The organism is uncultured Ralstonia sp. (genome assembly GCA_913056305.1).
In the GTDB taxonomy this organism is placed as follows: domain Bacteria; phylum Pseudomonadota; class Gammaproteobacteria; order Burkholderiales; family Burkholderiaceae; genus Ralstonia.
Map to the genome: position 1 here is coordinate 1 of CAJXMR010000143.1, position 12,358 is coordinate 12,358.

Annotated in this window: 13 protein-coding genes; 7 read left to right on the forward strand and 6 right to left on the reverse strand. The window is 66.8% G+C overall.

The window, feature by feature from the left end; translation table 11 throughout:
• The coding region (locus tag QZ609_RS18700; RefSeq protein ID WP_295497924.1) for an acyl-CoA dehydrogenase at positions 1-1,181 on the forward strand (1,181 nt) is incomplete at its 5' end.
• Between the two features lie 65 nt (positions 1,182-1,246).
• On the opposite strand, the gene QZ609_RS18705 is transcribed toward QZ609_RS18700, so the two are convergent.
• Complete coding sequence (locus tag QZ609_RS18705) at positions 1,247-2,665, reverse strand: cytochrome P450 (RefSeq protein WP_295497926.1); 1,419 nt, start codon at positions 2,663-2,665, stop codon at positions 1,247-1,249.
• A gap of 114 nt (positions 2,666-2,779) precedes the next feature.
• Between QZ609_RS18705 and QZ609_RS18710 the strand changes: the two genes are divergently transcribed.
• Positions 2,780-3,703 (forward strand): AraC family transcriptional regulator, encoded by a 924-nt coding sequence (locus QZ609_RS18710; RefSeq protein WP_295497928.1) that lies wholly within the window; start codon positions 2,780-2,782, stop codon positions 3,701-3,703.
• Between the two features lie 57 nt (positions 3,704-3,760).
• Here the strand turns inward: QZ609_RS18710 and QZ609_RS18715 are convergent, their stop codons facing one another.
• Complete coding sequence (locus QZ609_RS18715) at positions 3,761-5,050, reverse strand: D-amino acid dehydrogenase (protein ID WP_295497930.1); 1,290 nt, start codon at positions 5,048-5,050, stop codon at positions 3,761-3,763.
• A 122-nt stretch (positions 5,051-5,172) separates the two neighbouring features.
• Between QZ609_RS18715 and QZ609_RS18720 the strand changes: the two genes are divergently transcribed.
• From QZ609_RS18720 to QZ609_RS18730, 3 genes are all read left to right on the forward strand, one after another.
• The gene (locus QZ609_RS18720; RefSeq protein WP_295497932.1) at positions 5,173-5,670 is read left to right on the forward strand and encodes an Lrp/AsnC ligand binding domain-containing protein; all 498 of its coding nucleotides are present in this window, start codon (positions 5,173-5,175) and stop codon (positions 5,668-5,670) included.
• A gap of 81 nt (positions 5,671-5,751) precedes the next feature.
• Positions 5,752-7,371, forward strand: a complete 1,620-nt coding sequence (locus tag QZ609_RS18725) for an alkaline phosphatase D family protein (RefSeq protein ID WP_295497934.1) — start codon at positions 5,752-5,754, stop codon at positions 7,369-7,371.
• A gap of 82 nt (positions 7,372-7,453) precedes the next feature.
• Positions 7,454-8,596 carry a PA0069 family radical SAM protein gene (locus QZ609_RS18730; protein WP_295497936.1) on the forward strand — a complete coding sequence of 381 codons (1,143 nt, stop codon included), beginning with the start codon at positions 7,454-7,456 and terminating at the stop codon, positions 8,594-8,596.
• Here QZ609_RS18730 and QZ609_RS18735 read toward each other — a convergent pair whose 3' ends face one another.
• The 4 genes from QZ609_RS18735 to QZ609_RS18750 form a co-directional block, all read right to left on the reverse strand.
• Positions 8,597-9,052, reverse strand: a complete 456-nt coding sequence (locus QZ609_RS18735) for a TM2 domain-containing protein (RefSeq protein ID WP_295497938.1) — start codon at positions 9,050-9,052, stop codon at positions 8,597-8,599. It lies immediately after the preceding gene.
• Between the two features lie 200 nt (positions 9,053-9,252).
• The gene (locus tag QZ609_RS18740; RefSeq protein ID WP_295497940.1) at positions 9,253-9,435 is read right to left on the reverse strand and encodes a hypothetical protein; all 183 of its coding nucleotides are present in this window, start codon (positions 9,433-9,435) and stop codon (positions 9,253-9,255) included.
• A 132-nt stretch (positions 9,436-9,567) separates the two neighbouring features.
• Positions 9,568-9,972: a hypothetical protein gene (locus QZ609_RS18745; protein WP_295497942.1), complete on the reverse strand. Its 405-nt coding sequence runs from the start codon at positions 9,970-9,972 to the stop codon at positions 9,568-9,570.
• A 195-nt stretch (positions 9,973-10,167) separates the two neighbouring features.
• On the reverse strand, positions 10,168-11,244 hold the full coding sequence (locus QZ609_RS18750; protein WP_295497944.1) for a sorbosone dehydrogenase family protein: 1,077 nt from the start codon (positions 11,242-11,244) through the stop codon (positions 10,168-10,170).
• 145 nt (positions 11,245-11,389) lie between these two features.
• Here QZ609_RS18750 and rpsP point away from each other — a divergent pair, with 145 nt between their 5' ends.
• Together rpsP and rimM are read left to right on the forward strand one after the other, a co-directional pair.
• Complete coding sequence (gene rpsP, locus QZ609_RS18755; protein WP_021195488.1) at positions 11,390-11,644, forward strand: 30S ribosomal protein S16; 255 nt, start codon at positions 11,390-11,392, stop codon at positions 11,642-11,644.
• A 146-nt stretch (positions 11,645-11,790) separates the two neighbouring features.
• Positions 11,791-12,345 (forward strand): ribosome maturation factor RimM, encoded by a 555-nt coding sequence (gene rimM, locus QZ609_RS18760; protein WP_295497949.1) that lies wholly within the window; start codon positions 11,791-11,793, stop codon positions 12,343-12,345.
• The last annotated feature ends 13 nt before the right edge of the window (positions 12,346-12,358 follow it).

Consider the following 12,358-nt stretch of genomic DNA (forward strand, 5'->3'; position numbering starts at 1 on the left):
ACATGGCCGAGAACATCGTCCACCTCGTGCTGGCGCGTACGCCGGGCGCGCCGGAGGGCGTGAAGGGCATCTCGCTGTTCGTGGTGCCGAAGTTCATGGTCAACGATGACGGCTCGCTGGGCGCGCGCAACGACGTGCATTGCGTGTCGATCGAACACAAGCTCGGCATCAAGGCCAGCCCCACCGCCGTGCTGCAGTTCGGCGACCACGGCGGCGCCATCGGCACGCTGGTCGGCGAGGAGAACCGCGGCCTGGAGTACATGTTCATCATGATGAACGCAGCGCGCTATGCCGTGGGCATGCAGGGTATCGGCGTATCGGAGCGCGCGTACCAGAAGGCTGTGGCCTATGCGCGCGAGCGCGTGCAGAGCCGCCCGGTGGATGGCTCTGCGGCCAAGTCGGTGGCGATCATCCATCACCCGGACGTCAAGCGCATGCTGCTGACGATGCGCGCGATGACCGAAGGTGCCCGCGCGCTGGCCTACGTGGCCGCCGCTGCGTGCGATGCCGGCCACCACGCCGCCGATGACGCGACGCGCAAGCAGAACGAGGCAGTGTACGAATTCCTGGTGCCGGTCGTGAAGGGCTGGAGCACCGAGATGTCGATCGACGTGACGAGCCTGGGCGTGCAGGTGCACGGCGGCATGGGCTTCATCGAAGAGACCGGTGCCGCGCAGTACTACCGCGATGCGCGCATCCTGCCGATCTACGAAGGCACCACGGCCATCCAGGCCAACGACCTGGTCGGCCGCAAGACGGTGCGTGATGGCGGCGCGGTGGCGCTGGGCATCTGCGCCGAGCTTGCCAAGGTGGAAGCCGCGCTGGCCGCCAAGGGTGGCGCGCATTGCGAGGCGATGCGTGCGCGCCTGGCCGCGGGCCGCGAGGCGATGGAATCGGTGGTGCGCTTCGTGGTCGCGCAGACCAAGGCGCAGCCGAACGCCGTGTTCGCGGGCAGCGTGCCGTACCTGCGCCTGTGCGGCATCGTGCTGTCGGGCTGGCAGATGGCGCGTGCGCTGCTGGTGGCTATTGATCGTGAGGGCGATGACCCGAACTTCTACGGTGCCAAGATCGCCACAGCGCGCGTGTTTGCGGACGTGCTGCTGACGCAGGCGCCGGGCATCGCGCAGTCGATCCTGTCGGGCGGCGAGACCATCGGTGCGGTGCCGGAAGGGCAGTTCTGATCTGCGTCAACGGGCATGAGAAAAGGGAGGCTTCGGCCTCCCTTTTTTGTTGATGCGCGAGGCGATCAGTTTTGCATGGACGTGACCGTCAGGTGGACCGGCTGATCCGGCCGCAGCGTGACGTTCATGACCGGACGCGGCGCGCGCATGCCGTCCGGCACCGACAGCGTGAAGCGCTGCAGCAGCATCGCCGCGATCACCGTCATCTCGGACATCGCCAGATGCTGCCCCAGGCAGACGCGCGGGCCGGTGCCGAAGGGCAGGTACGCGCCGCGCGGCACCTCCGGCGCGTCGGGCGCAAAACGCTCGGGGCGGAAGGTCAGCGGTTCGGGGAACCAGCGCGGGTCGTGGTGCATCACCTGCACCGGCACCATGAACATCGTGCGCGCGGGCAATTGCCATGGGCCCAGAGTGATTGGCTTGGTGCTCCGGCGGCTGAAGAGCGCTGGCGCGGCAGGGTAGAGGCGCAGCGTCTCCTTGATCGTCTGCGTCAGGTAGGGCAGTGACGCCAGTGTGTCAGCGGTCGGCATGCCGCCTTGCAGCGCCTGCTGGACCTCTTCCTGCACGGCCTGCTGGGCGGCCGGGTTCGACGCCATGCACCATGCCCACCAGATCAGTGTGGCCGCGGTGGTTTCGTGTCCTGCCAGGAAGGCGGTCATGCATTCGTCGCGCACGGCGTGCAGGGGCCATGCTGTTGCATCGTCCCGATGCAATTGCAGCAGGCGGGTCAGCAGATCGTCGGGCCAGGCATCATCGGGCAGGGCCAAGCGTGCCTGCAGGTGGTGGTCGATCAGGCCATGCAGTTGCGCCAGGGCGCGCCGTTTTGCACGCTTCCACGGCGCCCAGTCGGGCCAGCTCGCAGGCCAGTAGAACTCTGCGTTGGCGGCGGCACTGACCACTCGGATGGCCTGCTCCGCAATGCGGGCCTCCTCGCCGATCTCGCTGGAGAACATCATCCGCGTGATGACGTCCATGGTCAGCGATGTGATCGCGCTTTCGATGGGCCAGCGCGCGTCGTGCCTCGGCCACTGCGCGAGCGCCTTGCCGGTGGCCGCGCCAATGGTGGGCACGAAGGCCTGCACCGCCTTGGGCGAGAAGCTTGGCTGCATGGCGTGCCGTTTGCCGCGCCATGCCTCGCCCTCGGCGATCAGCACGCTATGTCCGTGTAACTGCGCGAACACGCGGATGCCGCGCTCCCAGCGGATCAGTGCATCGTGGTGCGTCACCAGCAGTTCGCGCGCGAGTTGCGGGTCGGCGACAACGATCTCGTGTTCCGGCCAGAAGCGCAGGTGCACCACGTCGCCGAATTCGCGTTGCCACGCTGCCAGCGTGCCCAGCAGATCGCGCGACATCTTGGCCAGCAAGCCCCAGCCGGTCAGACCGGCAGAGGGGCCCGGCGGCCACTCACCGGGCGGATGGACGGTGGGTGCGGGCGATGATGCCTTCGCATGGAAAGGGCATTGGCTGGAGGAGGTCGGGTTCATGTGGATGCTCCGTGCGCGTCTTGGCATGTCTGGCATTGTTCGCTTGCGCTCGCCCGCTGTCTTGAACGCAAACGACATCGACACGTGCCGGACGCCTGCCTATACTGCGCCGCCATGTCCCCCAAAATCGAGTGCCCTGATCCCCTGGTGCGAGCACCACGCGCATTGCGCGATGGCCGCACGCCAGACACGCGGCTGGTCCTCGCGCCGCCGGCCTTGCAGGGCGCCATCGTGGCCATTCTCTGCCGCGACACACGGGGTTTTGATCTGACCGATGCGCAGCGCCTGACCCATTTTCCCGCCTCGCCGATGGTCTCGCTGTCGTGGTTCCAGGGCCTCGATGCCGGGCTGGTGGAGCGCACCGACAACGGCCCGCAGTGGCGGCCGTTCGGCGCGGCGGTCGTGCTGGCTGGCAGCCAATCGCGGCCCACCGTGAGCTGGGCGCCGACCACCGGGCGTGGCGGCATGATCTGCTTTGCGGCGGATGTCGCGCAAACCTTGTTCGGCGTCGACATGGCAGAAGTGGCGGACCGCTTTGTCGATGCCGATGCGGTACTGGGCGCCGCCTGGCGGCCACTGTTGGAGGCGTTGCTCGACACTCAGGACGACGCGGCTGTGCTGGCCGTATTGGAACACCATCTCGCGGCGCGCTGGCAGGCGCTGCAGGGGCAGGACTCGATCCTGTCGTCGATCCGCCGGGTGGGCCGTCATTGGGTCGAACGCCTGGCCTGGCAGGCCCATGAATGGCGGCGCACGCATAGCCCACGGCAGGTGGAGCGACGCATCAAGACGTTCAGCGGGCGGTCCTTGCGCGAGTGGCAGACGCTGGTGAAAACCGAAGGCGCCTACTTTGCCGCGATGGATCGGCACGCGGCCGGATTGCCGCTCGATTGGGCCGCGCTGGCCCAGGATGAGGGCTTTGCCGATCAGGCGCACCTGAGCCGCTCGGCCAAACGCGTCACCGGTTTCTCGCCGAGCGAGTTCGTGCAACGCTTCATCGAGGACGAGTCGTTCTGGGCGTACCGGTTGTGGGTGTGAGCCGATGAAAAAAAAAGGAGGCCTCGGCCTCCTTTTTCGTGGATGCAGCGTTGACGCTCAGGCCAGCGCAGGCTGGGTCGCCGGCGCTTGGCCGCCGCGCGAGTAGCGGTGGATCGACAGATCATCCGCGCGGATGGCGGGCGAGCGGCCGGACACCAGATCCGACAGCAGCTTGCCCGAGCCGCAGGCCATGGTCCAACCCAGCGTGCCGTGGCCGGTGTTCAGCCACAGGCCGCGCACCGGGGTCGGGCCGACGATGGGCGTGCCGTCCGGCGTCATCGGGCGCAGGCCGGTCCAGAACGAGGCGTGCGACACGTCGCCGCCGCCCGGGAACAGGTCGTTCACCACGAACTCCAGCGTGTTGCGCTTGCCCGGGTCCAGGCGCTTGTCGTAGCCAACGATCTGCGCCATGCCGCCCACGCGGATGCGGTCGTCGAAGCGCGTGATCGCCACCTTGTAGGTCTCGTCCAGCACGGTCGAGACCGGGCTCTTGGCCGCGTCCGTCATCGGCACGGTGATCGAGAAGCCCTTGAGCGGATAGACCGGCACGCCCACCAGGTTCTTCAGGAACGGCGTGCTGTAGCTGCCCAGCGCCACCACCACCAGATCGGCGGTCATGGCCTCGCCGTCGACCAGCGCGCCGCGCACGGCGTCGTTCTTGACGATCAGGCTGTTGATGTTGCTATTGAAACGGAAGCGCACGCCCAGCTTCTCCGCCATCGCGGCCAGGCGCGTGGTGAAGAGCTGGCAATCGCCCGTCTCATCATTGGGCAGGCGCAGGCCGCCGGCCAGCTTGTGGCGGGTGGAGGCCAGTCCTGGTTCACTGCGCACGAGGTCGTCGCGCGAAAGCAGTTCGTAGGGCACGCCGGCGCGCTCGAGCACGGCGATGTCGTTCACGGCGCCGTCGAGCTGTTGCTGGGTGCGGAAGACTTGCAGCGTGCCTTGTTCGCGGCCTTCGTAGGCGATGCCGGTCTCGGCGCGCAGGGCGCGGATGCAGTCGCGGCTGTACTCGGCCAGGCGGACCATCCGTTCCTTGTTCTCGGCGTAGCTGGCAGCGTTGCAGTTGCGCAGCATCTGCCACATCCATTGCAGTTGGAAGAGGGTGCCGTCCGGGCGGATGGACAGCGGCGCGTGCTGCTGGAACATCCACTTGATGGCCTTGAGCGGCACGCCCGGTGCAGCCCACGGCGACGCGTAGCCCGGCGAGATCTGCCCGGCGTTGGCAAAGCTGGTGTCGAGCGCCGGACCGGCTTCACGGTCGACCACGGTGACCTCATGGCCGGCGCGGGCCAGGTAATAGGCGCTGGTCACGCCGATGACGCCGCTGCCAAGAACGAGCACGCGCATGGTGATACTCCCCGGAGATGCTATCGCGATAGATGGCGCTATCGTATTCGCACATTCCTATCAAATGTTTCTGTATATTTGCAGGAAACAGGAATAACTTCGTTTTCAGGCCGTTTTCGATCATGCGAACCCAGCGCAAGCCCGTCCGGGCCCTCGACAAGCTCGACCGCCGCATCCTCGACCTGCTGCAGAAGGACGGGCGGCTGTCCATGAAGGAGCTGTCCGAGGCCGTCGGCCTGACCATCACGCCGTGTATCGAGCGCGTCAAACGCCTGGAGCGCGAGCACTTCATCCTCGGCTACTACGCACGGTTGAACCCGGCCATGCTGGGCGCGTCGCTGCTGGTGTTCGTGGAGATCAGCCTGGGCAGCAAGTCCGGCAACATGTTCGAGCAGTTCCGGCGCGAGGTGCTGCGCATTCCGGAGGTGCTCGAATGCCACCTCGTCTCGGGGGATTTCGACTACCTCATCAAGGCGCGCATCCGCGAGATGAGCGAGTACCGGCGCCTGCTGGGCGACATCCTGTTGCAGCTCCCGGGCGCGGTGCAGTCCAAGAGCTACATCGTGATGGAGGAGATCAAGGAGACGCTGGCCATCGACGTGACGGAGGCGGGGGGCTAAGCCGCCCATCACCGGGTGACGTGCTGGTGTCATGAAGTCGGCCTACGCTGCCGCGCACAATCATCACACCGGGAACCCGCCATGTCCGACCAGCCGCTCTTCAAGCCGACCCGCCGCACGCTCATCAAGGGCCTTGTTTCCACCGGAGGCGCCGCGCTGCTCGGCTCGCGCATCGGGGACGTCCTGGCGCAAGGCGTGGCGCCTGCTGCGGTCACCTCCGAGCGCCTGCGCCCGCAACTGCCCGGTGGCGTGATGAGCGGCGACGTGACCGCCAACAGCGCCATCGTCTGGAGCCGCACGGATCGGCCGGCGCGCATGGTCGTCGAATACTCGACTGATGCTGCGTTCAAGAATGTCGCGCGCCGCATCGGCCCGGCGGCCATCGAAGGCAGTGGCCTGACCGCGCGTGTGGACCTGACTGGCTTGCCCGCCGGCGCCGACCTGTTCTACCGCGTCAGCTTCCAGGACCTCGTGCACGACAAGGCCTTCAGCGAGCCCGTCACCGGGCGCTTCCGCACGCCGGCCGTGCAGGGCAACCGCCCGATCTGCTTCGTCTTCTCCGGCGATGAGGCCGGCCAGGGCTGGGGCATCAACGAGCGCTTCGGCGGCTACCGCCTGTACGAGGCCATGCGCCGCGAATCGCCCGATTTCTTTATCCACTCCGGCGACCAGATTTACGCCGACGGCCCGATCCAGGCCGAGGTGAAGCTGCCGGATGGCTCGCTGTGGACCAACCTCGTCACCGAGGCCAAGTCGCACGTCGCGCAGACGCTGGACGACTACCGCGGCGCCTTCGCCTACAACCAGCTCGACGCGAACAAGCGCCGCTTCGCCGCCGAGGTGCCCTTCCTCGTGCAGTGGGATGACCACGAGGTGCGCAACAACTGGTACCCCGGCCAGCAGATCGGCCCGGAAGAAAAGCGCTACCAGGAGCGCAGCGCCTCGCTGCTGGCCGCGCGCGCCCGCCAGGCGATGTTCGAGTACAACCCGTTCCGCTTCAACCCGATCGACCCGGAACAGGTCTACCGCGCGTTCCAGTACGGGCCGCTGCTCGACGTGTTCATGCTGGATGAGCGCAGCTACCGTGGCCGCAACTCGCCGAACCGCCAGACCACGCTCGATGCGGATGCGGCCTTCCTCGGGCCGCAGCAGACGGCATGGCTCAAGCAATCGCTCAAGCAGTCGAAGGCCACGTGGAAGGTGATCGCCAGCGACATGCCGATCTCGCTGGTGGTGCCCGACCTGAACCCGGATGTGCCCAAGGGCACCTACGAGGCGTGGGCCAATGCCGACGACGGCGCGCCGTCCGGCCGCGAGCTGGAACTGGCCGAGATCCTGCGCTTCATCAAGCAGGAGGACATCCAGAACGTGGTGTGGGTGACGGCCGATGTGCACTACGCGCAGGCCACGCACTACCACCCGTCGCGCGCCAAGTTCACGGAGTTCAAGCCGTTCTGGGAATTCGTCGGCGGGCCGATCAACGCGGGCACGTTCGGGCCGAACGAGGTCGACCGGACCTTCGGGCCGGATGTGCGCTACGTCAGCATTCCCAAGGACAATCCGCAGAACCAGTCGCCGGCCGCGCTGCAGCAGTACTACGGCCGCGCCAAGATCGACCCGGCCACGCGCACGATGACGGTGTCGCTGCATGACCTGGACGGCAAGTCGCTGTGGGACGTGAAGCTGGAGCCGGAAGCGTAGTCGGCGGTACCCGCGTAGGGCACAGCGGAGCGCGGGCGGATGCGATACGATCAGCGGGCCCCCGCATCCGACCCAATCCGCTGTGTCCGACCCGTCCGATCGCCACGTCCCGCGCAAGGGGCGCGGCGCCACCTCCAATCTGCAAGGCCGCTTCGAGCGCGATGAACGCGCGCGCGTCGACGACGGCTGGCAGCCGCTGATCGGCCAGCTCGATCCGAACGATCCGGACAACGCACCGCCGCGCATCGAGACCTCAGTCTCCATCGAGCGCGCGCGTTCGATCCTGAGCCACAACCAGTCGCCGGACATTCCGTTCAGCGTGTCGCTCAATCCGTATCGCGGGTGCGAGCACGGATGCGTGTATTGCTTCGCGCGGCCGACGCATGCGTATCTGGAGCTGTCGCCGGGGCTGGATTTCGAGACCAAGCTGTTCGCCAAGACCAACGCCGCCGATGTGCTGCGCGAGACGCTGGCCAAGCCCGGCTACCGCTGCGAGGCGATCGCGCTGGGCGTGAACACCGACGCGTACCAGCCGATCGAGCGCGAGCTGCGCATCACGCGCGATGTGCTGCAGGTGCTGCACGATTGCGACCACCCGGTCGGGTTGATTACCAAGTCGACGTTGATCGAGCGCGACATCGACCTGCTCGCACCGATGGCCGCCAAGAACCTCGCGGTGGCGGCGGTCACGGTCACGACGTTGGACGCGGATCTCGCGCGCAAGCTGGAGCCGCGCGCGGCCACGCCGTCGCGGCGTCTGCGTACGATCCGCACATTGTCTGAGGCGGGCATTCCGGTGGGGGTGAGCGTCGCGCCGATGATCCCCTTCATCACCGACGACCACATGGAGCAGATCCTGGAGGCCGCGCGCGAGGCGGGTGCTACGTACGCGAGCTACATCGTGCTGCGTCTACCCAACGAGCTGAATGCCGTGTTCCAGGATTGGCTGATGGCGCATTTCCCCGATCGCGCACAACGCGTGATGAACCGCATCCGCGACCTGCACGGCGGTCAGGACTACAAGGCCGATTTCACCACGCGCATGCGCGGCACCGGCATCTGGGCCGATCTCATCCGGCAGCGCTTCTACAAGACCGCCGACAAGCTCGGCTTCAGCTACCACCGCTACAACGCGCTGCGGCTCGACACGTCGCAGTTCAAGCCGCCAGTGCGCGCCGTCAAAACCAGGAAGCCGGTCGACGAGCGCCAGGGCAGCCTGTTCTGATTATTGCGACAGCTCTTTCGCTGCCTGCACCTGCGATTCGAAATACGTCTGGAAGGTGATGGCGAGGCCGGCCATCAAGAGGCCGGTGCCGATCATCAGCGTGAGGATGGTGAGGATGACGACGGGCCAGCCCGAGCGCGTCGGTTGGCCGTCCTGGTTGAACTGCGCGTCCCACTTGTCATCCGGGCGCAGCCCGTAGACCAGCGCCGACAGGAAGCCGGCCAGCACCGACGCGCCGCCGAGGATGGCGCAGACCCAGCCCGCGCCGCTCGCGCGCTGGCTGTTCCACAGCACCACCACGCCCACCGCGCCAAGCACGATGGCCGCGACCTGCGTCCAGGCCCAGAAGTCGCGCCCGCCCTTGAGGTAGAAACGATGCGCGCCCGCACTCCCGAACAGGAAGGCGAGCAGCACGGTCAGCAGCTTGGATTTTTTTTGGAGAGCAGTCGTAGGCATGGCAGGCAGTGAACACACGGCAAGACGGCAACAGCGCCGCGCATTTTACGCCCAACACGAACTGCGCGAACCACGGCGCAGCCCGTTGGCGGCGCCGGAAGCGCGTCTCGCGGACGCATCAGCAGTCAGGGGAGGTGGCCGTCAGATCGGCCGGACGCGCGCAGCGTTGCGTGGGGGTTGCGGCGGGCAGGGCAGGGACACTAAATCGGGATGGGACGCAGCGACGGCACGCTCAGCGACGCCGTGAGGTCTTGCAGCAGTTGGGGCGCCTGTTGGCGCAGGCTGACTTCGCCGTAGAGCAGGTGGGCGAGCATCAGCATGAAGGCCGAGGTCCATATCAGACCCAGGATGAGCCGCGTGGTGCGGTGGAGTTGGGACAGCATTGGAGCACCTGTTATCGTTATGATGGGTGTGATGGTGAGGGCACACCAAACGTGTGCCGCTCACCCTCCAATACGACTCAGGTGCCGGGGGCCAAGTTCCGCGATGTGAAATTCGACGGACTGGCGCGGCGTTTAGCCCCGACGCGAGCCGTGCCAGTTTCCGCCTTGGTCGCCGTTGCCGCGTTCCTGGCGCATGCGTTCCTGCTGTTGCTGTTGCTGCCAGTCGCCGCGGCCGCCCCCCTCATGGGGCTGGACACGGCCGTTCAGGCGGTCGTCGGCGCGGGCGCGGGCGTCCATGCGCTCCGTCTGAGCGCGGATGCGGGCGGCCTGGTCGCCGCGGGCATCGACGAAGAAGACCTGCGCCACCAGCGGGTGGGCCGGTTGCGCGGCGTCGGTGGATTGGGTCCACGCCGGCATGGCGGATTCTGCGAAGGCGACGGCGGCCTGACGCGCCGATGCGTTGGCAGCCAGGGCGCCCGCAGAGGCGACGATCAGAACACCCGCCGCCATAGGGCGAAGCAATGCACGGATCGGCATGGCTATCTCCTGTCAGGCAAGGGTTCGAAAGTGCCACGCGCCGCGCGTGCTCCTGGTGTGAGCGAGAGAGACCGGCAGCGCGTGTTCATGCCTGTCAATGTAAGGCTTCACTCAGGTCGCATCCACTGTCCAAAAGTTTCCGGTGTAACGAGATGTTTCCCTCACGCCTTGCCCAGGCGGTAGGCGGCGTGTGCATCATTTGCCGATGTAGCGGATGCGATACACGGCGCCCGCGTAGTCGTCTGATACCAGCAGGCTGCCGTCGGGCGCGACGAGCACATCGGCCGGGCGACCCCATACGCGCTCGCCCGGCTGCAACCAGCCTTGCACGAAGGGCGCCTGCCTGACCACCTTGCCCGCCTCGTCGAGCACCACGCGCATCACGCGGTAGCCGACTTTGGAGGAGCGGTTCCACGAGCCGTGCTCGGCGATGAAGATGTTGTTGCGGTACTCGGCCGGGAAGCTGTTGCCGGTGTAAAAGCGCATGCCAAGCGCCGCCACGTGCGCGCCCAGCTTGGCGACCGGCGGCACGTAGTTGCTGCAAGGGTGCCCCGCGCCGAATTCGGGGTCGGGCACGTCGCCGGCATGGCAGAACGGGTAGCCGAAATGCTGGTTGGGCGCGGTGATGCGGTTGAGCTCGTCGTCGGGTTGATCGTCGCCCATCCAGTCGCGGCCGTTGTCGGTGAACCAAAGCTCGTGCGAGACGGGGTGCCAGTCGAAGCCGACCGTGTTGCGGATGCCGCGCGCGACGACTTCCAGGCCGCTGCCGTCGGCGTTCATGCGCATCAGGTTGGCGTAGCGGTTCTCGTCGGGGCGGCAGATGTTGCACGGGGCGCCCACCGGCACGTAGAGCTTGCCATCCGGGCCGAAGGCGATGAACTTCCAGCCATGGTGCGTTTCGGTCGGGAACTGGTCGTTGACGACGACGGGCGCGGGCGGGTTGTCGAGGCGCTTGTCGATGCCGTCCAGCCGTACCAGGCGTGACACAGCCGACAAATACAGGCTGCCATCGCGCCATGCCACACCCACGGGCAGTTGCAGGCCGGAGGCCACCACCCGCACACGCGCGCCCGGCGTTTGCAGCGGCAGCGCGTACACCTTGCCCGCGCGGCTTCCGACGTACAGGATGCCCGCCGGTGAGATTGCCATCTCACGTGCCGATGGCATCTCGTCGCTGACGATCTCGACTTTGAAGCCGGCGGGCACGCGCAGGGTCTCGATGGGTAGCTTCGCCGCCGCCGTCGCCCCCATGCCAAGCCACGCCGCGAGCACAAATGCGACCTGCGCGTACCGACCGCGCCACGTTCGCCACCCTCCGCTCGTCCGCGCCCAGCCTAAGTGTTTGTTTGGCTGGGAAAATTGCGCTATACTTGCGTGTTTCTCTGTACGCATACCCAGTTTTTCAAGGAAAAGATCCATGGTCGTGATCCGTCTGGCCCGCGGTGGCTCCAAGAAGCGCCCGTTCTTCAACATCGTTGCGACCGATTCGCGTAATCGCCGTGACGGCCGTTTCATCGAGCGCGTGGGTTTCTACAACCCGCTCGCCAAGGATGGCGAAGAAGGTCTGCGCCTCGTGCAAGATCGTCTGGCCTACTGGCAAGGCGTGGGCGCTCAATTGTCGCCGACGGTTGCCCGTCTGGTGAAGCAAGGCGCCGCGAAGGCTGCTGCCTAAGTTTTGAGCATGCGTCGATCGACGGTGCCGTCCGTGCACATCCTGCCGTGACGCGCGCTGCATCGACGCCGTCTCGGACGCAAAACGGCCCCGTGGCCGCTGCTGCGCAAGCTACCTCGCAAAAGGTGGTCGAGCGTCTGCAGGCAATGCGTCCGGACACGGGTGCCAACCCATCGCTCCCCGACGATCTGGTCGAGGTGGGCTATGTGGGCGGTGCCTATGGTATTCGCGGTTGGATCAAGGTCCAGCCGCACGGTGACGCCGACGCGTTGCTGAATGCACGTGCCTGGTGGCTCAAGCCCGCGGCGGGTCCGCTGGCGGCATCGGCGGACTGGCGGGTGTTCCCCGTCGGCACGTCGCGCGAGCACAGCGGCACCGTCGTGGCAGGTTCGCCTGCCGTGCCGGACCGCAATGTCGCCGAGGCGCTGCGCGGCTGTGCCGTGTGGGTCAGCCGGGCCGAGTTTCCCGCGCCGGACGACGACGAGTTCTACTGGGTCGACCTGATCGGCGCCACCGTCGTCAACGAGCAGCAGGAAACGCTTGGCACGGTGGCCGGCCTGCTCGACAACGGTGCGCATCAGGTTCTGCGCATCGCTGGCGAAGGCGATGTCGAGCGGCTCGTGCCGTTTGTCGAGGTCTATGTGAAGTCGGTGGATGTGGCAGGCAAGCGCATCGTCGTCGACTGGGGTCTGGATTACTGAACATGCGGCCGGA